The 19,581-nt window shown below is 42.8% G+C and carries 25 protein-coding genes; 1 reads left to right on the forward strand and 24 read right to left on the reverse strand.

All coding sequences use genetic code 11. The annotated features are described in order from the left end of the window. Positions 1 to 54: 54 nt before the first annotated feature. The 21 genes from GOP56_RS23385 to GOP56_RS10355 all read right to left on the reverse strand — a co-directional run bounded on the left by GOP56_RS23385 (position 55) and on the right by GOP56_RS10355 (position 14,901). Entirely contained in the window at positions 55 to 207 is a 153-nt protein-coding gene (locus GOP56_RS23385; RefSeq protein WP_174250667.1) for a CD1375 family protein, read from the reverse strand. Between the two features lie 3 nt (positions 208 to 210). Further along, positions 211 to 387 (reverse strand): hypothetical protein, encoded by a 177-nt coding sequence (locus GOP56_RS10265; protein ID WP_163245506.1) that lies wholly within the window; start codon positions 385 to 387, stop codon positions 211 to 213. A 15-nt stretch (positions 388 to 402) separates the two neighbouring features. Continuing rightward, the gene (locus tag GOP56_RS10270) at positions 403 to 2,835 is read right to left on the reverse strand and encodes a glycine rich domain-containing protein (protein WP_163245507.1); all 2,433 of its coding nucleotides are present in this window, start codon (positions 2,833 to 2,835) and stop codon (positions 403 to 405) included. A 22-nt stretch (positions 2,836 to 2,857) separates the two neighbouring features. Continuing rightward, entirely contained in the window at positions 2,858 to 3,247 is a 390-nt protein-coding gene (locus GOP56_RS10275) for a hypothetical protein (protein ID WP_163245508.1), read from the reverse strand. Beyond that, on the reverse strand, positions 3,247 to 3,630 hold the full coding sequence (locus GOP56_RS10280; RefSeq protein WP_101668816.1) for a hypothetical protein: 384 nt from the start codon (positions 3,628 to 3,630) through the stop codon (positions 3,247 to 3,249). Before GOP56_RS10280 ends, GOP56_RS10275 begins: the two co-directional genes overlap by 1 nt. Then, complete coding sequence (locus GOP56_RS10285) at positions 3,630 to 4,724, reverse strand: hypothetical protein (protein WP_163245509.1); 1,095 nt, start codon at positions 4,722 to 4,724, stop codon at positions 3,630 to 3,632. The genes GOP56_RS10280 and GOP56_RS10285 overlap by 1 nt, the downstream gene beginning before the upstream one ends. Continuing rightward, positions 4,721 to 5,536 carry a baseplate J/gp47 family protein gene (locus GOP56_RS10290; protein WP_163245510.1) on the reverse strand — a complete coding sequence of 272 codons (816 nt, stop codon included), beginning with the start codon at positions 5,534 to 5,536 and terminating at the stop codon, positions 4,721 to 4,723. Before GOP56_RS10290 ends, GOP56_RS10285 begins: the two co-directional genes overlap by 4 nt. Beyond that, positions 5,524 to 5,952: a DUF2634 domain-containing protein gene (locus tag GOP56_RS10295; protein WP_022584621.1), complete on the reverse strand. Its 429-nt coding sequence runs from the start codon at positions 5,950 to 5,952 to the stop codon at positions 5,524 to 5,526. The genes GOP56_RS10290 and GOP56_RS10295 overlap by 13 nt, the downstream gene beginning before the upstream one ends. Next, positions 5,953 to 6,207 carry a hypothetical protein gene (locus GOP56_RS10300; protein WP_003339721.1) on the reverse strand — a complete coding sequence of 85 codons (255 nt, stop codon included), beginning with the start codon at positions 6,205 to 6,207 and terminating at the stop codon, positions 5,953 to 5,955. 1 nt (position 6,208) lies between these two features. Next, entirely contained in the window at positions 6,209 to 7,156 is a 948-nt protein-coding gene (locus tag GOP56_RS10305; RefSeq protein ID WP_163245511.1) for an XkdQ/YqbQ family protein, read from the reverse strand. A gap of 12 nt (positions 7,157 to 7,168) precedes the next feature. Next, on the reverse strand, positions 7,169 to 7,783 hold the full coding sequence (locus GOP56_RS10310) for a hypothetical protein (RefSeq protein WP_003336528.1): 615 nt from the start codon (positions 7,781 to 7,783) through the stop codon (positions 7,169 to 7,171). Next, on the reverse strand, positions 7,780 to 10,296 hold the full coding sequence (locus tag GOP56_RS10315; protein ID WP_163245512.1) for a phage tail tape measure protein: 2,517 nt from the start codon (positions 10,294 to 10,296) through the stop codon (positions 7,780 to 7,782). Before GOP56_RS10315 ends, GOP56_RS10310 begins: the two co-directional genes overlap by 4 nt. A 212-nt stretch (positions 10,297 to 10,508) precedes the next feature. Beyond that, positions 10,509 to 10,889: a hypothetical protein gene (locus tag GOP56_RS10320; RefSeq protein WP_003336525.1), complete on the reverse strand. Its 381-nt coding sequence runs from the start codon at positions 10,887 to 10,889 to the stop codon at positions 10,509 to 10,511. An 11-nt stretch (positions 10,890 to 10,900) separates the two neighbouring features. Further along, positions 10,901 to 11,353 (reverse strand): hypothetical protein, encoded by a 453-nt coding sequence (locus tag GOP56_RS10325; RefSeq protein ID WP_003336524.1) that lies wholly within the window; start codon positions 11,351 to 11,353, stop codon positions 10,901 to 10,903. Between the two features lie 2 nt (positions 11,354 to 11,355). Continuing rightward, positions 11,356 to 12,693 (reverse strand): phage tail sheath subtilisin-like domain-containing protein, encoded by a 1,338-nt coding sequence (locus GOP56_RS10330; RefSeq protein ID WP_163245513.1) that lies wholly within the window; start codon positions 12,691 to 12,693, stop codon positions 11,356 to 11,358. Position 12,694: 1 nt separating this feature from the next. Beyond that, the gene (locus tag GOP56_RS10335; protein ID WP_163245514.1) at positions 12,695 to 12,958 is read right to left on the reverse strand and encodes a hypothetical protein; all 264 of its coding nucleotides are present in this window, start codon (positions 12,956 to 12,958) and stop codon (positions 12,695 to 12,697) included. Next, a complete protein-coding gene (locus GOP56_RS10340) occupies positions 12,951 to 13,400 on the reverse strand; it encodes a hypothetical protein (protein WP_163245515.1) in 450 nt (149 codons plus the stop codon). Before GOP56_RS10340 ends, GOP56_RS10335 begins: the two co-directional genes overlap by 8 nt. Before the next feature lie 31 nt (positions 13,401 to 13,431). Then, the gene (locus GOP56_RS10345; protein WP_003336520.1) at positions 13,432 to 13,611 is read right to left on the reverse strand and encodes a hypothetical protein; all 180 of its coding nucleotides are present in this window, start codon (positions 13,609 to 13,611) and stop codon (positions 13,432 to 13,434) included. A 55-nt stretch (positions 13,612 to 13,666) separates the two neighbouring features. Continuing rightward, the gene (locus GOP56_RS10350; RefSeq protein ID WP_163245516.1) at positions 13,667 to 14,281 is read right to left on the reverse strand and encodes a sigma factor-like helix-turn-helix DNA-binding protein; all 615 of its coding nucleotides are present in this window, start codon (positions 14,279 to 14,281) and stop codon (positions 13,667 to 13,669) included. Positions 14,282 to 14,396: 115 nt separating this feature from the next. After that, a complete protein-coding gene (locus GOP56_RS23390) occupies positions 14,397 to 14,558 on the reverse strand; it encodes a hypothetical protein (protein WP_174250668.1) in 162 nt (53 codons plus the stop codon). 142 nt (positions 14,559 to 14,700) lie between these two features. Beyond that, positions 14,701 to 14,901, reverse strand: coding sequence for an XtrA/YqaO family protein (locus tag GOP56_RS10355; RefSeq protein ID WP_003339742.1), 201 nt, complete (start codon positions 14,899 to 14,901; stop codon positions 14,701 to 14,703). A gap of 197 nt (positions 14,902 to 15,098) precedes the next feature. Between GOP56_RS10355 and GOP56_RS10360 the strand changes: the two genes are divergently transcribed. Then, the gene (locus GOP56_RS10360) at positions 15,099 to 15,455 is read left to right on the forward strand and encodes a helix-turn-helix domain-containing protein (RefSeq protein ID WP_163245517.1); all 357 of its coding nucleotides are present in this window, start codon (positions 15,099 to 15,101) and stop codon (positions 15,453 to 15,455) included. 169 nt (positions 15,456 to 15,624) lie between these two features. On the opposite strand, the gene GOP56_RS10365 is transcribed toward GOP56_RS10360, so the two are convergent. The 3 genes from GOP56_RS10365 to GOP56_RS10375 all read right to left on the reverse strand — a co-directional run bounded on the left by GOP56_RS10365 (position 15,625) and on the right by GOP56_RS10375 (position 19,463). Continuing rightward, positions 15,625 to 17,649, reverse strand: coding sequence for an ABC transporter permease (locus GOP56_RS10365; protein ID WP_163245518.1), 2,025 nt, complete (start codon positions 17,647 to 17,649; stop codon positions 15,625 to 15,627). Then, positions 17,624 to 18,394 carry an ABC transporter ATP-binding protein gene (locus GOP56_RS10370; protein ID WP_003336513.1) on the reverse strand — a complete coding sequence of 257 codons (771 nt, stop codon included), beginning with the start codon at positions 18,392 to 18,394 and terminating at the stop codon, positions 17,624 to 17,626. The genes GOP56_RS10365 and GOP56_RS10370 overlap by 26 nt, the downstream gene beginning before the upstream one ends. A 130-nt stretch (positions 18,395 to 18,524) precedes the next feature. Continuing rightward, a complete protein-coding gene (locus tag GOP56_RS10375; protein WP_158642209.1) occupies positions 18,525 to 19,463 on the reverse strand; it encodes a sensor histidine kinase in 939 nt (312 codons plus the stop codon). Positions 19,464 to 19,581 lie beyond the last annotated feature (118 nt).

A 19,581-nucleotide genomic window follows, 5' to 3' on the forward strand; every position in this document is an offset into this window, starting at 1 on the left:
TTTTTCGGCTCTCCTATCAAAAAACGCCTACTCATCACATATGAGAGGCGCTCCTTACTTTTTATTAACTTGATCTGCTAAAAACTCCGCCACCGGTAGCCTGTATGCTTCAGGCAGAGTTTTTGTTGTATTTTTCACTGGTTCGATTGCCCATTCGCCTGACTTTACTAGGTATGCATAGACCGGGATCATATATGGTTTTACCATATTTTATTCCTCCCCTTTTAGCTGTTTTATTTCTGCTTGTAGCACTGTGTTTTCTTCTTTTAATTCCTGATACTGCCCTTCCAAGGATGCAATAGCATCTAATGCAGCTATCACTTCGGGAGAGATCATATCCTCCTTTAGCTGCTCCTGTAACAAATCCGTAATCCTTAACGCCTTCATATTTATCACTCCTTATTAATCAAAGGAAAGTCCAAATCCATCGCATTCAATTTCCCCTAAGCTGTCATTAGCGTTTATAGTTATCCTGACATCCAATGCCCAGCCATCAGCACTTTTTGTTTTATTTTTAAAGGCGTGGTATTTCCCTTGGGTATATGCTTCGGTAATATTCTCCCATGCCGGCTCCTCATCTAATGCGTTGTTGCAAGCTTCCATTTTCAGAGATGCTGGAAGTTTCCCATCTGTGGGAAGTTTTACTTTTGCTCGAAACACCATTCTTTCAGCTGCTAGACTTGTCGTTATGGGCTTCTTCAATTGAAACTGAAGAACATTGCCAACTTTTATACTTCGGGCGGTTGACCAGATTCCCTGAGCTCCAGTGGTTGCATCGACGGGGGCCATTCTCCAGAAATAGGCTAAGCCTTCTTGAAGGTCGGATTGTATGGTGTATCGAACTGAACCACCTTCATAGCTTGAGGTAACACCCTCTTCAGTGATAGCTTGATAGTCCTCATTTAATAGTTTGGCTTCCCATCCTTGGATATCTTTGTTGCTTCTGAATGTTTGTACGTTTTTTGTAAAGTCAGCATCCTCCGCAAGCTGAATCATGAAATGCTGGTTATCTTTTTCCAGATCATTTCCGATTACAGCTTCAAAGCTCGGCTTAGTACCCGTTCTTCGTGTGTCCTCTGGGCCGATTATTATTAATCCACTAGGAGGGGGGTTCATTACAAAGTATTGTCTTTGGATGTTTTCGTTCTCTAAACCTGAACTATCAAATACATGTATTTGATGATAATAAAACGTATTTTTTTCAATGATTCCAGGCGGCAGAGTGAAAGTAGATTGACTTGAGTTTACTTTCTCAGTGTCATGAACTACGCTATCGTCTAGTGCTTTTTTAATCAGTACACGATACGCACTCTGTGTATCTTCCTTGTTCGGGTCTGTATACTTCCATGTAATAGTTGGGGTCTGTGTAGTAATGATAGCAGGTGACTCCAAGGTACCAGCAGGTGATACATTGATTGGATAATCCGGTGGTGCATTTTTTTCTATCGTAAATGGATTTGAAAGGCTATAGTCGCTTGCGATTCCTGTATATTCACCAGTTGCTTTTACATAAGCACGTACTCGATAAACTGCTTTAGTTGATATAAACTCTTCCCTCATAATATGGTTGCAAAAAGTTATTGAATGATCTTTTGTAACCTCTGTAAAGTTGGTTCCATCTTTTGAAAAATCCAATGAATAGTATATTTTAGTTGGATTTGGTTTTCCTACTGATTGAGCTGGAGCTGATACAGGTGCCCATTCAACCTTCAGCGAAGGCCCTACTTTTACTACAGTAGGAACAGCTTTAAAAACAGGTTTTTCAGGTGGATTAGCAAGAACAGTCTGCATCGGTATTTCAGTTACACCTGCTGGATTAAAGACAAGTAGTTGAATTTCCACATCTGTGTTTTGATGATTAAGGGTATACCCAGAAGGGGTTGATACCGATAAACTAGCATCAAAATTATTAGAAGTTATAAATTGATAGGAATCTGAATCCGAGATACTTTCGGTTCCGTCACTCTTTTTGTAAACTACTTTTACTTTTATGCCCACTCTTTCATCTTTTCGCAATTCCCTATTCAAGATCGGGTTAATTATTCTTACTCTATGAAATGTATCGCTTGTTCTCGTTATCGTAGTTGTGACGGCCAATACTCTCAAATCTGTGCTAGGAGCTATTACCTTACCTTCTTCTACCAATTCAATAGATAGAGTTGCATTACCTTGATGTACTCCTTGTCTACTGGAAATGAATCCTTCATGGTTTACAGTAAATGCCGTTCCGTTTATACCTGTTGGAGGAGTATCATCTCTTGAGAAAATCCCTTCACCATAAACAGGATCAACTGAATAGACTAAATTCTTATCCTCTGGGTGTTCACGCTGGAATCGTGGAGGTACTTTATCGAAGGCAGTTAACGAATAAAATAGCTTATTATAACGACCATGTTTTGTTAAAAGCGAATCAATAGATCCATCTTCACCGTGTCTCCTGTGTACCGAATTTCTAGTTGTGTAGTAGCATGAGTCATAACCTCCATTTCCACCCCTTGCAATCAATAATGGGAATCCTGTAACGGCATCGAACACTCCTGCTATTCCACCGTGTCCTCCTGTCGTTTTGTCTACACCTCTGTCACCATTGCGCTGCCATTCAAAATATGAGTTTTTGGCGTTTTTTCCTTTTTCCCCTACTACGACTTTCAATTCTTGACCTGCAGTAAGGTAAATGTCACCTGTAACCTCAGACCCTTTTCCTCCCAGTGAGTATACTCCTTCACTATTTTGAGTACCTACCCCTCCTGAAGCTCCCATTGCCACAACTCGATACCGCCCTGTTTTCGGAACTGTCCACGTCTGAACAGCTCCCGTATAATTCCATGTAGGCATTTTGTTTACTCCTTTCTATTCGTTACGCAAGATATAGCTTTCGATTATCCTTATCATATTTTCCTTTTTGCAGAGTAACGTCATCGATCGTCTCAAACGTTTCTATAAACAAGTTAGCAGTCACACCGTTTAGAGTTGCTTGTGTCCACATTTCGAGTTCCAGCGCAATATCAACCATGTTAATGCGAATAGTCCGTAGTGCGTCTTTGTTCAGTTGTCCGTTATCCTGTATTGTCCCTAACGCCCGCTCAATCTGCTCCGTATTTGTAAGACACGCTGCCTCCGTATTCGCAATCCTCTTCAAGAAAGATTCATTCGCCAATTGCGGGGTAAAATACGTAGGGTTAGATAGGTCCTCACTGACAAGCTGAATCTTACCTGTTAATTTACTGACCTCGCCTTGGTACTCCATTAGCAAACCTCCTCCCAGTCATAGTAGAATTCCTCATTGGGTCCAATCGTTTTTAGCCCAAATGTCTGAATCGCTAAGGCCTTTCCTGATTCATCTACTAAAGCCGCCTCGCTGAAGGCATTCCCAGGTATCTTGTCGTGTGTCAATGTAAGGGAGAATCTCACAATGCCGTCCCCTGGATAGGAATGAGCCTCGATAGGAATAACGATGACCCTTTTAAATAAATCCACCTGTTTAGCAGTCAATGCTTTATCCTTTACGGGGTTGCTGGGATCATGCCCCCCTGTGCCAAAGGCTAAGCCGGCTACTTTAGGAAATGCCGCATCTCCCGCGAAAGCCTTTGCCATACTGTTTCTACCGTGCAACGTGGTTAGCTGTGCCACTACACAATCACCATCCTTTTTATACAAACACCGTCTTTGCGGCGTACTTGAATTTTTGATTTATGGGAGCCGCCAAAATGTTCAATCTGTAGGGGAGTAGCCCCGATTCCTTGGATTGCCCAGGAGCCATCTATAGGCAAGATATTTATGGGATAGCATTCATTTTCTGTCCAATCTGGTGATGCTACCTTATGGTTAATTCGTGTTATTTTGACGTTAATCCGCTCTCTTACTGAAATTCTTCCGCCTTGAAAACTCATTTTCCCGTCTACCGGGACTGTTCCGTCGATGGGAAATGAATTAGGTCCTGGAAATAACACGCTTTGTACCAGTCGCATTGGGAGCTTGCTTTGATGATGAAAATCCCCTTGCATAGCAAGTGTTACGCGCAGGCTGGAGCGAACCCCTGCTAATCCGATCGGCCAGCCATGGATTGGGTTACTGTACGGGAAATAAAAAGGCGTCCCGAAGTAGTGACGCTTTACGTATCCATATCGCATGCGATGTAGGATTTCTTTACCTGTGGACGACCATGTTCCATCGATAGGAGCCATCCCGTCTATTGGCAGTAAAAAAGGACCGGGAAACTTCGAACGAGATAAAACCCTGCTGCGACTCTGATGTCTAATGGGCCAAACGAATAGATCAAAAAGTGTAACATTTGCTTTTTTAACATGTACGGGTCGAATTGCCTCGAAGTCGTCAAGCAATTGGGTTACTTGAACTGGCCGTGTGTTTTTGAAATGGAATTTTATTTCTTTTTGCAGAAAATCCTCTTCAATCTCTGTAAGATCCCCTGCTTCTTTGCCAATTGAGCGAAGTGTTTCGAGCGTAAAAGGGAGGCTGGACAGTCGTTTTCGTATGATATTCAGCCGTCTTTCCTCATGGCCTCCCACTTGGATTTCGTTAAAATAAATCCAGTCCCAAATATCCAAGCTGTAGGTAGCCTGCGGTAAAATAAATTGACGACCTATGTCTTGAATCTTCTCTCTTTGAAATGCGCTTTCTTGACCTGTTGCCGAAAAATGAATCTCTGCTACATCGTTTTCATACCAATAGGGAGGCAGTCGTTCACGGTACATAAATGGAATCATGTTAGAACCTCCAGAATCACATGAAAGACGGCTTTTTGCGGTTTTGTAATATTGCTGGTACCGCCATTTAACGTGTAATCAGCGTAATCGGTAACGCCATCAATCCAAAAAAGCGCACCCATTTTCTGATACACAATGGTGTTACGCTTTCTTACATAGTCCTGTATTCGTTTTTTTAGCAGGAGTATCGTTTGATCGCGTTTTGTATCATCCGCCATACTGAGTCTGACTTTGACCTCAATGTCGAAAATGTCGGCAGAATGACACTGTAGATCGTGACCAGCTACTCGCTTTTTTTCAAGCAATCCTCTAATCCTGCCCGCAAATTCAGAAGTGACCGGCACCCCATCAAGATCCACTAGGTACAGGTCTACCGATACGTCACTGCGTTCATGCTCAACGGCAACAGCTCCACCTACTCCTTCTAACGCGAGTGCCCAGCTAACATAATCTTCAGTGCGTCCGTTTCCTTCTGTCGTTCGTTTTTTATCGATAATACGTTTCCGATAATCCTCGTCACTTTCACCTAACTTTTTTTCAACACCCTCTGCGATGCCGTGCGCCTCCAGGAATTCACCATCTGCCCACACAACAAAGCCCTGAAGAAAAGCGTATTCTAATAATAGCTGCTGATCAGCTATTTCTTCTGCTAAAGGGTACCAAAAATCATAAAAAACCTCCCCTTCTTCTGTTGCTGGAGGAGTCTGGCCTTTCGCCTGAGCATAAGCTAGGGCGCGATTAACGATTCGTTGATAAATTTCATCTGGAGATTCTCTAAGGACGGGCATTTGCGGCTGCTCTAACGTTTCCAAATATCTACCACCACCTTAGTCTTTCCCCGTACCCCTTCAATCTCTAGTCTCAGACCTATTCGATTCTCCTGATATCGAATATCCATAACCTCTGCTCGCTCAATCTCTGAATGAGCCTCCAGCGCATCCTCCATATCCCGCTTAATCAGGGCTAACGGTACATGCTTAGGGAGCTTTCCAATATGCTCAAAAAAATCTACCCCAATCCGATCACTGTAAATCGCATATTGAAATCGTTTGGTATGCAGGATTTTTTTCGCAATCTCTTCCAAATACTCAGCATAATTACTAGTCTTTACATGGCGACCATCTGTTCCTTTGATAAATTGAAACGTAGTCCAATCCAATTTATAAGTCCAGGGTATCGGGGAAGGAGTATCTGTTAACTCTCGATTACTTTCTAAAGTAGGAAACATTTATTTCACCTCACCCAGCACCAGATATTGCCCCGAAGAACATCTCATTAGAGCATAGGTAGCCCCTAGTTGAGGCTCTGTAAATAGCTCATCTTTAAAGAATACTAGATCATCCTCTACCTCTTTTAGGGGCGTTGGGTCCTGATCTAGTTTAATGACCACCGGGGCATAATTTTGTAGCGTGCCAAATTCGATCTGCGTATCACTAATGCCACTTCTTGCTTGGGTAAACAATCTATTAATCGCTTGTTGCATCCTATCCTCTCCATTCCAATTGTAAGTCCATCACAAATTCCCTGTTTTTCCATCGGGTATTGCAGGAGGTTACGATCCAACTGCTTTGTTGACCATTTATCTCCTGAATTTTCACCAGCCAGCCTGCCCGCAATCTAGCAATGAGTGAATTTGTGTGACGAACGGTTATGGAGCGTGTTCGCGGTATTTTAGCTAACGTAGCAAGCTGTTTGGACGCCAAAGAGGCGAGATTCTTCTCCTCGCCTGCATCAATGATTTTTTGCATCCGCCCGATCTTTTTCATCAAATCATGATGTTCCCTCGTGACTCTGCCTGCTACCCGATCTCCTTCATAGCGTTCTACTGTTACAGCCGTGTACACCTCCTCCAAGCTTTCCCCAGTAGAGCTAGCCTCCAGCATAGTAGCCTGAAACACGGGGACATAGGGATTATTTCCCTCTGCTAGCACAATCAGCTTATCCCGTTGGTGCTGGATAAAATAGCGAAGTCCTGTCCGTTCAAAGGCTCTCTCCGCTATATCTGTAAACAACGAGGTATACGGCTGGGAAGGGAGCCGTTCCTTTACCGTAAATCCAAAGGCTGGGCATTGAAACGAAATGCCTGCTCCCTGGATAATCCTCTCCAGCTCCTTCCCTGCATCCCCTTTCAAATAGGGCCTTGAGCAATCATTTTTTTGTAAATACCATGACAGCTCGTAAGCAGTTCCGCTCAGATCCTTCGTTTTTTCGTCCCGATTCCATTCGACTAAGGGGCCGTGAAAGAGCTGTTCGCTTTCCTTGGCTTCATTAGGAAACATCATGAGATAGCCAGCAGCAGCTAATACAGGGGGATTCCGTAGCTGAATCTGACACACCTGGGCAATCTGTCCTCTGGATGAGGACCAAGAAACATCCGTCACGGCTGGTGTTACATCAAGTCGGGTAGCATCTTTTCCATAAATCACACGCATAGCCGCTCCCTCCTAGGCTTTGCTTTTATATTCAGCATTTTTCTTTTGGATACGAGTAAGCTGTTTGCTACGCATCTCTCTATCCTGATGAATCATGTTTTTGGCTGGTGTTAAAAGATATGGGGATGATTGCTGTTTCTTTGCGGTTTTTCCTGTCGTATTGGCACGAGCCTTTTGTTGCTTAGCCATGATCACAGGCGGCTGTAGAAGCTCCTTATTGCTAGACCACTCTACGAACTCATCTTTAATAAAAATCGGTAATTCAATGGACCCGTAATAATCTACATTCATTCCTTTAAACGTCCCATCCACAGGGCCGATTAAGACATTCCATGCTAAATTTAACTCGTCAATTGTGAGCAGAACCTCTTTCCCTGAGATACGATCTAGACCGGCTAACCATTCACGTGGTCCCTGATAACCTTGCACTTCGATTAAAGGAGATTCTATATCGCCTGGAAGCCAAAACTCAAAGGAAATTGACTTCGCTCGATTAGCAGATAGTCTGTTTTTGGTAACAAGCGAAATACTGGTAGATGTTTCTGCATCATTTCCGTAGCCTTTTATTTGCACCTCTGCTGGGGTTACGGGAAACGTCAGCCGATACTTTCCCTGCATACGAATCATGCTTTTCCACCTCTAGTCTCTAATGCATTGACGAAAGCAGTCTCGATGATACGTTTAATTTCATTGGTAACAGTAGGGTCCTTCAATAATCGAATCATACCTACAACATCCTGAAGCACACCATCTGCATGTAGCGTGATAGGCATGGAAGAGACCGTTACCGATAGATTTTGAGCTGTATCCTTCTTATTTGCGGCATTAGTAGCTGCCGGCGTTACTTGTGGTGCTGGTGTCGTCGTTAACGTATCTTGTGGCTTACTGCTCGCAGGCTTGATTTGACTAGGGCTAGCATCACTACTAGCTGGAGTCGGTGCGGGTGCTGGAGGTACTGGTGCGGGTGGTGTCTCTGGCTTTTCTTTGCCCCATCCGAACCAATCAGGCAATTTTTCCATGAGAAAGTCTCCACCAACCGAACCTAAAAATCCACCCACTACTCCGCCAACCGCTGTGCCTAATCCTGGCACAATCGAGCCAACTGTAGCACCAATCATAGTACCTGCCGCTTTCATCCCGGCACTTCCACCAAGCTTTAATAGCTCCATCGGTTTGTTGTCAGAGGTAACCAATGAGGCGAGGCCCATTGCTTCTCCTACAAAAGGGATTTTTTTCAACAGACCTTTTCCAAAGGATTTCACCCCACCAAAGCCTTTGCCACCCAGATTCTTTAATCCGTCCCACGCGGCTCCACCAAAGCTTTTTATCCCTTCAAAAGCTTTACCACCAATGTCCTTTAGTTTGCCGAATCCGGTAGTGGGCTTGCCAGCTTTTTTGGGGACTGTAGTAGGAGGTTTAGACTTAGGAGTAACTGGCTTGGCTGGTTTGGGTTTAGCTTTTGGTTTCGTAGTTTTTTTCTTATTACTTGGGCTACTTGGATTATTTTTGGTTGATTTGCTGGGTCCTCCCGTGTTTTTTCCACCGAAAGAAAAGGGCCCTAGCTTTCTTTTCCCCTTTTTGCCTCCTCTTTTTTTCTTCGAGCCCTTACGCTTCTTACGTTCTTCCCCACCTGCATCTGGACTGTCATCTGAATCTTCATCCTCTTCTTTCTTTGGCTTTCCCTTCTTCTTTTTAGCAAGAGCATAGATACCTATACCTATCGCCTCTATGGTATATCTAGCCAACTCTGGTAATTCATTAAAAGTTTTGATACAGAGAGTCAATGCACCAGCTAACGTTTTTATGACCGGTGTTAAATCCTTGGCTACTGTAGCTGTTAAGTCCACCATGGCTGCCTTGGCTTCACTTTGGGCTTGCATATATTCAAACCAAGGATTTTGGTCAATTGCAGCCTTATAGGATTTATTTGCTTCGTTATTAGCCACTTTATTTTCCACTTCGCCAGCAGAAATTTTACCTGTTTTCTCCATCAGCGGCACTAGATGCTGTAATAGCTCCTTACCAGAGCCTGAGCCTACTGCATTTAGCATCTCTTGACGTACATTATCATCTTTAATAGAAGCAAGATTCATAAAAATACGTCCCATCGCCTGCTGATTATCGCTTTTATTATCTGAATGCAAGAGCTGGGTTACTTGAATGGCCTCTATGTCAGCTAGCCGTTTGGCTTCCTCAGGACTTTTCCCGTCCGCCTCATAGCCTTTTTGTAATACTTTACTCAGCTCACCCTGAGAAGACATTTTTAAGGCAATATCTTTTAACGCGCCTAGCGGCATGTCATTTGATGGAATACCCATGTTGCCAATTTCGCCGACCATCATCGCCATTTTCTCTGGTGTATCCATTACCATCCCTAGCTGGGAGGTATATTTGATCATAGAGGGTACAAAATCACCGCTAAAATCCTTCATATTGTTACTCATATATTGAAGAGAATTTGCCAGTCGCTCAGGATCAGTAACTCCTGTGCTGTCGCGTAATAGAGCCATCATTTTTAAGCTCTGGTCAGCAGAAAACCCTGTAGTCATACTTAATTTGGTAGCATATTCGGCAAATGCAGCCTTATCCTTTGCATTTACATCGTCACTTTTGTTATAGATGTTTATAGCTTCTGTCTTACTTAGTTTCGGGTTGATTTGGATGATTTTCTCAACACTACGATCTAAATCTTGGACCTCGGCATCCGTTTTTCCTTTGGCAATAAATAATCCGCGTTCTTTTGCCGCAGCTTGAGATTCAGGGATTGAGTTTTTGTACCAGCTCACCCCCTGCCCTGCGAGGTCAACAAAGGGGCTAGCAGAGCCGCCGTCATCTCCTCTACCACTCACCCCCACGGGTTGACTAAATTGCCTGCGCATTTGCGAAATTTTTTGTGTCGCCTGATCGTCTATTTTTACACGAAGCTTGGCTTGTACGGAGGTTCCCAGTTGCTGTAATTGAGAACGTACCTCTTTAATGCGCCGTTCCATCCTATCAGCTTCTTGTAAAAATCCGCGTCCCAGTTGTCCCAGAGCTACTTGCAACGAAGCCGAGTCTCTTTTCCATTCCAGCATGCCCTGCCTTACCTTAAACATCTCTTTCTGGACAGAAAGTAGCTCAACAACCATATCGTTGCCCATTGCATTCACCTCCGTTCATGCTATATCTTTTCTTCATCAAAAAAACGGCGGAGGATATCATTTCTCCTCCGCCTCTAATTCAATGATCTGACATGCGATAATAAATAATTTTTGCTTATAACGATCTACTTCGTACTCTACGATTTCCGCCGGGAGACCTCTGCCATGCAGATAAGCCTTCGCTACATGCCAAGCCTCCGCGTCGGATTGAATTAGTTTTTTGCTTCTTCAATCGCTTCTTCTTCTGTCTGACCCTGATTTGCTTTACGCACGGTTTCTATAAGGAGCGCATATGCGTCTGGATTGCGATCAAATAATTTGCCAGGAAGCTCGAATTTGTCCCCTGCTTTGTAGGCTTTCTTTAGCTCTGGATCGTTCCAATTAAAATCGTGTTCAGTCGCCTTCACAATGCGAGCGTCATTGTAGCGATACCAGTCGAATTTATCACCTTTATCAGCTTCACGCTCACAAATCCGACTTTCCATTAAGGTTAGCTGACGTACCTTCCATACTTCGCCATCAATGCTGACTTCTACCTCATGACGTGGTGTTGTTTCATTTGCTTGCGCTAAGAATTTTTCTAATTTACCCATGAAAAGACCTCCTATTCTTCTGTATATTCTGGTAATTTATCAAGATAATCTGGCTTCTTGTTACTGCGGCCTTTAATTTCATAAGTTGCGTTATCGGTTCCATCTGCCTTTGCTTCCCATAATGTGATTTCTTCTGGGTTTAAATAAATATCCGTTAAACGAACGCGTTCTGTATTGCCGTTTTCCTTATCGACCATTTCGCCCAAAAGCTGTGGAATGACAGGAGTTTTACCCTCCGTAATTTGGTCCACGCAAAAATATTTGAGCAGAGCGTTAACAGATGATACCTTTAAAGTAACCTCTACATGCCAAGAGTCAATCGTTTGCACCGAGCCCTTTTGCAGACGCTTTACATCGCCATACTCTGTTTTTAAGACGGCCTTTCCTTCCAGTGTACCGTAGATTGGATCACCATTTTCATCATATACCTGACAATTTTTTAATTTAATATCACTTTGACGCATGCTTACAGCACCTCCCATTCAATATCGAAAAGCTCAATAGCATCTAGTGGCTTAGCGGCTAAGCGGAATCCGCGTTTGTCACCAATTCCATTTTTCTTATCTTCAAAAATCCAGCCTTTATCAATAGCTCCTTGCGCTTCACGCACTTCGAGATAGGTCTTAACCGCTCCAACGAACGTCGCACCGCCAATATCGTTATTGTCCAATTTGCCTTTATACTTTTTGCCAACAGAGGTAATGTCATTAACAATTTGGTCAAGGGTCATAGAGACACGAATTTTACCAAAATCCTCACGCTCTGCTGCTTTTAATGTCGTTAAGGTGTTGACCGCACTTTCAATCAGGTACACATCACCATCGCGAACGGCAATCAATGTACCAGAGTTAAGCGCGTTTTGAATTTCAGTGTGTCCCCAATCCTTTGCCGCCTTTTTCATCGGTACTAGCTGTGCACTCAGAGAAATGTGAGCTGGCGTAGCAGCGATCATACCTGCTAGCCATGCCGCCCATTCCAGGCTTCCATAGGTCTTGCCGTTTACATGCTGACCTGCAATGGCGCAGTTTACGACACGTCGAGAGTTGTTGGCGACAGAACGATCCACATGCTCGTTCATGTTGCTATCTTTTTCTGGCAAACCTCCGATTACTAGCGTGCTACGTTTTTTGCTAAAAAGCTCGCGATCGACCATGAATTGTTTAGCTGCTGCTTGGATTCCCGCATCAGCCGACGGTAAATACATCGCGTCGAAATCAACACCAGAGATGGAGTTAAATAGAGTAGTAAAGTCAGTAGCCGATAAAGTAGCAATGCCGCTTGTTCCCCCCGAGAGTGCCGTCATTGCTGTTTCTTCTACTGCTTTGTCACCCAGCTTTTTCACCTTGATATAGATGGATTGTTCTGCTTTGGTTACTAGCTCGTCCATATTTGCAAACGAGAACTTCTCTGTTTTTATTGGACCTTTGACCTGTAATTCCTTTTTACCTAATTCTGCTGTGGAATCCTTGATTGAAATTTGCAGCTCATTACCAACTAAGCCTGGATAACGTGCTTGAATAGCAATCGAACCTTCTTGTGAATAGCTGGCCGCAATACTCTTACCGTTCGTCATACGATAGCCAACTACCGTAGCGCCACCTTCTGCGGCCAACTCCAAAATATCGATTTGCCCAAAGGTTTCTGCTACGCGCTCTTCATAACCCTTCATTGTAATGACCTGATCAGGGGCTCCCCATTCAGCTAGATATGGTACTAGTACCACACCACTTTTCGGTAGGACTCGCTCCTGTGCTTTCGCCTTTAATTCTACGTTTACACCTGGTCGTTCACGTTGGATTGTCATACTATTTACCTCCTCGAAATGTAGATACGTATTGTCGTACTTGTTCTTCATTAATTACCTGCTGATCTGTAAATGCATGTAACGCTCCTGCTACTTCAAACCGCTCAGATTGTAACAGAGGTGCACTCTCAATCCATTCCAGACGAGTGCGCTTGTTCTCCTGAGCAGTAATGTTGAGAGGCTGTGACTCTGCTCGCTCGTTGTTCTTTTTTAGCCGTGTTTTTTTCACTGCACCTTCATTGGTTTGGCCTATTGATTTAGCCATGTCCATCCTCCTTCACATCAAAGATAGCAATTTTCTCAACCTGCTCTCTTCGTACAGGCATGAGGTACTCATAGCGAAATATTATTTCGGCCCGTTCTTTTTTTTCGGTATTCACAGAAAAAGTATTCGGGTCGATATCAAGCAAGAGCTTATTTTTGCCTCGGTAACTATAACGTTGCTTTCGTAACAAATCTCGCAAGACACCTGTCGAAAGCGGAACTTGCTTTTCTTGCTCCAAGGGATAGTGCAGCATAATAGTTGCTTCACAAATCACTTTGTAGCTGGTCAGGCTATTTCCCTTTTCACTGATCGTTTGGGTCATGACAAAAGCGGATGGTAATGAAAACGTCCCCTCCATCCACTCTCCTAATTGGGAAATGATCGATATTTGAGGATATGCCTCCTCTACCAAATCAATTAGCGTGGACAAATCCCTGTCCATCTCTATTTGCACCTCCTTTCAAGGCTTTTGCTCATTGCTTTGTGGCTAGGGGAGGTGATCTTCCCTCATAGGTTGTTGCCTGCTTCCTAGTCTGGTTGACCTTTTGTTCTGCTGATCGTTTTACAGATGCTAGCTGCTTGTGTATAAATGGCTTTCTTTCATGAGCCAGTTGTTCTCTGACAGCTCCTAGTAATCTTGGATGCAGGATCATTCTGGTGCGTACCTCCTTGCTCAACCGTTACTGCCTCGCCAAATGGTCCTTACACTTATAGGTGGCTTCTGCCCCACACAAACAAACGTTCGCAAAAATAGGTTTTGACGCATCCGATGAGTAAAAAGAAAACAGCCATCACAAGGATAGCTGTTACATTCTTGGCAAACTCAATTTTTTGTTGGGCACGAGACAGCAAGGTGGATACGTTTCCTCGGGATATAAAGAGCATTTCAGCAGCCTTCTCATGAGTAAAGCCGCTTCCATGCACCATCAGATAGCACTCTCTTTCTTTTTCTGTAACGAACTGAAGATAAAAATCTATTAGCTGCCGTTCTGCATCACTCAAACCGACACGGCATCCTCCTGTTCCCGGACTCACATAGCTTTGCATTTTAAAAGGGTCTAATAAAATCTCTCGCTGTTCCTTTGATCGTCTCTGAATACCTCGTTGATTATCAGGTTGTCTGCCTGTTTCCAGCCATTTAATCGCATACTCCACATCGCGAATGCTTTCGGCCAGACTACTGCGCAATGCTTTTTGATCTGTACCATGTATACCTTCAGCACTAGCCTCTTGGTCGGATTTCTCTATTTCAGCTAACATGTTCTTCAGTTGTTTTTTGGTTGCTTTGTAGGAAGTAATTAGTTTTTTTATACTTTTTGCCATGCCTTTTTCCCCCTTGATTTTACGTACTTTTTTACATGTGCATCTTTCCATTCCGGTACAAAATCGTCGCTTTCTTCTATATGCTCATTGCCTTATCTGCCTGATTGATGTAAGCTCACCGTCTGTTTGCCGCTCTATCCTTCAGAAATTGAATGCTTGTGGTATCACCCATCAAGCGTTTCCATTCATACTCTGAGATTGCTCTAGGTTTTTTCTGTCTTACTGAAGCTTTCCTCGTTTGATGTGGGCTTCTTTGTTTTTGATTGGGCTTGCTCATGTTCTCCCTCCTTTATCATTGATTTGCTGTCGATACAGGTTTGATTATTTTCCCAAATGAAAAAAGGACGCTAGAAACTCCCACTCATCGTGGAAATATCCAGCGCCCTCCCGCATCTCGGTATCAGGCTACTATGTAGTTGTTAAAATAATTCATTTTCTAGAAATGCTATTTTTGCTATCTTTCCTTGGCTAGATTTGACTACAGTCTCACCGTGGTGAACCAGAGGCACTATTTTAATCTTCCCTTGAACAGGGTCGATGAGAACCATGCTAGCTTCCCTACCGACCGGAATTGTTACCTGATTCATGTCCAGTGTTAGTTTCATCTCTGTAGACCGCATTCTCATCTTCCTCCTCTGAAACCTTCTGAAGCAATTTGATTGAATACGCAAAACTTGAGCATTAATCAACTTATAACTTTATATTAGTTGATTAAACCTCAAAAGTCAACCGAAACTTGCTAATACCTCAACTAAATAGATATAATAGAGATAAACAAGCTAGGTATGGATCATAAGGTAGACAAGGCGGTGATAGAATGACACTTGGAGAACGATTAAAGGAAAAACGCAAAGAATATAAATGGACCCAAAAAGAGATTGCAGACAAACTAGGCGTCGACAACACCACTGTCTCAAAATGGGAATCAAATACCTATGAGCCGGATGCTACTTCGCTTAAGGAATTAGCTGAAATATATCAAACCTCTACCGACTATTTGCTCAACAAACAGACAAAAGAAGAACCTCACTTCTCCTCAGAGGAAACAGAAGATGCTACCGGACTTGCCTTTATCACAGGTGGAGACTCTTTAACAGCAGAAGAGGCTGAATACCTAAAGGAAAGCTTGGAGCTTTTTCGAAGAATGAAGGAAAAGCGGGCAAAGTCCAAATGATTTGATATACCAACCTAGCAGGCCATAAAGCTTATTTTGACGATCTAGTTTTTTCATCATATAGGAAAAGGCATAAGGAAACCTACTTCCCTATGCCTTATATTTTATTTCTTCTATTATTTGATGTATGAAACTATGCTTTCTCATGTGGACCTCGGAATTTCCTGTTTTAGACTATACCTCTGTGCAATAATTTAAGATACCGCCAACGAATCAGCCAGAAATACAGAAACTGGGCCGCCACAAAGCAACCTAGAACAATCACAGAGCTTGCTACAACAGAATATGGAAGCAATTGTTGCAGAGCAGTAAATGCAACCCCGCTGTGGACAATCGCTATTACGATAGGTAAAAAGAACATAATCAGCAACTGCCTTGTGACCGTTTTTCTTAATTCTTTCCCAGTTAAGCCTAGCTTTCCGATGAGCTGATACTGGGCATGCTCCCTGTCCAAATCTGTATATAATCGGAAGTAAAGAAAGCTAGAAGCAAATGTGAAGAACACAATACCAATCATTACGCTTGATATCAGTAATAATCCATTCTCTTGCTTTGCTTCTTTCCACTCCAAGCTTAAAGCAGAAAACATATACGATGATTCAAAGTTTAGCAACCTATCACTCAAATGATTTGCTACGTCTACCGTGTTTTCCCAGTTATCTACCGTAAAAACATTGATTCTCATAGGATGAGATTCGGTTTCTGCTCCAGAGGATTCTTGCGTATTCTGGGCTAGGGCTTGCTCAGACGTACTAGATTGGTCGCCGTCTCTTTGCCCCCCCTCTGTGGTCGAGTCTGCATTGGCTGTCAAACGGCTAGCTAGGATTTTTTCGTACGCCTGATCTGTTACTGCCACATAGTAATCATCGGAAAAGCTTTGTGGGATAACCATATGATCAACCACTTTTTTCATTGATAAATCCAGCTTTACATTTCCATGTATAATCTGAAGCTGACTTTCTCTATCCTGCTTACTGCTTCCTCGCTCATGGGCATATTTCCCTGGTATCCACAGAAATTCTCCCTCATGTAAAGTCTCTATGGGATAGCCAAGAGCTTGCGCTAAATGGTTATAGTGAGTAAGGGACATGATCATATTATTGTCAGTCCAGAATAATTCCGCATAGGCTTGCTGATAAGAGAAGCCCGCATTTGTTAGCTCTTTTCCAATTAGCGAAACATGCTCCTTCTCCTGCGGATTTTTTGCATAGGAAACATAGGTAAATGCATATGGATTTTTTATTTGAGCCAGCCCCTGATTTCCCATAGCGGCGCAGGTGCCGATTGCCACAAAGGCTACTGCTGAAACAACCGCTACCATAAAAAACATGTTTGCATTATCTCGCATGCGGTAAACCAATTCAGACATCGTGAGGATATTGGTTCTTTTAAAAAATAACCTGTCTTTCTTCTGTAAAAAACGAATGATATATACACTGCACTGGGTAAAGAAAAAGTAGGTTCCAACGACAACTAGTGCGACCCCGCTAAATAATAGCGAAAACAAATAGATGCCCGTCGCAAAACAGAAAACACAAAAATAGCCTGCTCCAATCAAAATCACAGCAAGGATGGATAACCCAATAGAAGCCTTAGGCTCCGGCTTCGGTTTCTCACCCGCTTGCAATAATTCAACCAGCTTGTTTACTCTCATAGTTTTGGAAGTAAAGAAAGAAATCGCTAAAAACAAGACGAAAAAGGCCAGTAAGGTAATTCCAATGGCTTTATAAGGTAAATAAAAGGGTAGCCCTTTTGCAATAGCTAGCATATCTGCACTAACCAGCAGTACAAGCTTAGCGAATACCAGACCAACCAATATTCCTGACACCATTGAAAGGACACCAATAATCATATTCTCCATAAAAACAAGCTTGTTTAGCTGCTTGTTTGTCATCCCATGGATAAGCAAAATACCAAATTCTTTTTTCCGAGTTTGCAAAAAAGCACTAACAGAATACAGCACAAAGAAAAAAGAAAAGATGAAGATAAAATAGGGAGGCAATTTCATCGCCATTTTTCCAAGCGAATTCATTGTTAAGCTCCAGCCTGTCAAATCTCCTTGTAATTGAGGATGAAAGGCGATCAGGGCATAAGTGAAAAACATCATCACAGAGAAGGCACAGCTTAAAAAATGGGCAGCATAGGCTCGTTTGTTGCGCATTACATTATTACGAGCGTATTGTTGAAAAGTCATGTGCTTCTCCCCCTAATAAAGACAATACATTCATGATTTTCTGATAGAATGCTTGACGATTATCCCCACAGTACACTTCATTAAAGAGCTTTCCATCTTTAATGAATACAACTCGATTGCAATAGCTAGCTGCGAAAGCATCATGCGTAACTAACATCATGGTAGTCTGATCTACCGTGTTGTAGGATGATAACAATTGCATGACATCTCGGGCTGCCTTCGAGTCCAAATTACCTGTTGGTTCATCGGCAAGCAGTAATTTCGGTTTATGAATCATTGCCCTTGCAATCGCTGTTCGCTGGGCTTGTCCTCCTGAGATCTCATACGTACGCTTATGTAAAATAGGAGTAATGCCTAATCTGTCAGCAATAGCGGCTACTTTTTCATTCATGATCTCTAAGCTAGTGCCATCAAGAGTTAACGGCAATAGAATATTTTCTTTAACTGTCAGTGTGTGTAAAAGGTTAAATGATTGAAACACAAATCCCAGTTCTTGTCTTCGAAATAACGCCAATTGATCCGGTGAAAGGAGGTGCGGGTTTTGATTGTTAATCAGCACTTCTCCTGATGTAGGCGAATCAATGGTAGAAATCATGTTCAGCAGGGTAGTTTTACCACTTCCCGACGGACCCATGATCCCGACAAACTCCCCCTCTTTAATTGTCAAATCAATATTGGACAGCGCTTCATAAGAAATTTTTCCCTGATAGATTTTGCTAAGTGCACGAGCTTTTACGATATCCATTATGCATACTCCCCTTTCCTTTCATTTCATTTCTGTTATCTTAGTGTAATCAACTGGGGGGAATGTTCATATAAAACACTCTTTCATTTTGCTTACAAATTTGTAAGATTTCGTGTAGTCCATCCCCATGCTAGAAACGACGAGAAGCATATGGAAAAATAATCTGTACGATCGTTCCTTTACCCTCCTCAGACTGAATTCCGACCGAATGATTCAGCTTTTCTGCCACTTCCTTGACCAAATACAGACCCATTCCCGTGGATTCCTTGAACTCCCTTCCATTTTCTCCGGTAAAAAAGGCACGAAACACACGGGGAAGATCGGCTGTCGGTATGCCTACTCCTCTATCCTGTATTTCTAAAACAACAGACTCACCCTGCCTAAAAGCTGCAATCGTCACTTTTTCATGTGTGCCGGCGGAATATTTAATGGCATTCGATAACAACTGATCCAGCATAAAGACCAGCCATTTCGCATCCGTTTCTACTGTTAATGTCGACTCCATTTTTACCTCAGGATAAACGTAATTTCGGATAAAAAACCTCTTATTGTCATGAACAACCTTATTTACAATCGGTAATAAACGGACATGATCCACGCTAAAGTCCTGTTCAAATGTCTCCAGCCTTGATATATATAACGCCATTTCTAAGCCCTTGCGCAGCTTATCTGTCTCCTCCGCAATGCTTTCAAATCGCTCGTCATCTTCCTTCTGGGTAATTAACTCGATGACGGATAACGGTGTTTTCATCTGATGTACCCACTGATTCATAAAGGTAATATGATCTTGATGCTGACGTTCCCAGCTCTTTATCTGCTCCTGATATCTTTTATATTGCGCCTCCAATAAGGTTGCTAAAGCTTCTGGAAGCGGCGAGTGGTTGAATTCTGACATGAACTCATGCATAGCCTCAAGCGGCTGGGATAGGCGCAAATAAAAAGCACGATGGCTCACATATCGGTACGTAAGATATATCAGTAAAAGAAAAGTTCCTAAAAAAATAGCATACAAGGCTGTCAGTACATGATCATAGCCATCGAACCAAAAAACAAGCAAGAGAAACAGCATTAAGATGTAGGAATATAAGATAAGCGGGACATGCTCACGCAAAAAGAGCCATACATGCTGCTTGTTGCCGGATGAATCCATTTTAAAAGACTTATTTCTAGCTGATCGTACCTTCGAT

The organism is Brevibacillus sp. 7WMA2 (genome assembly GCF_010748895.1).
Classification (GTDB): Bacteria; Bacillota; Bacilli; order Brevibacillales; family Brevibacillaceae; genus Brevibacillus_B; species Brevibacillus_B halotolerans.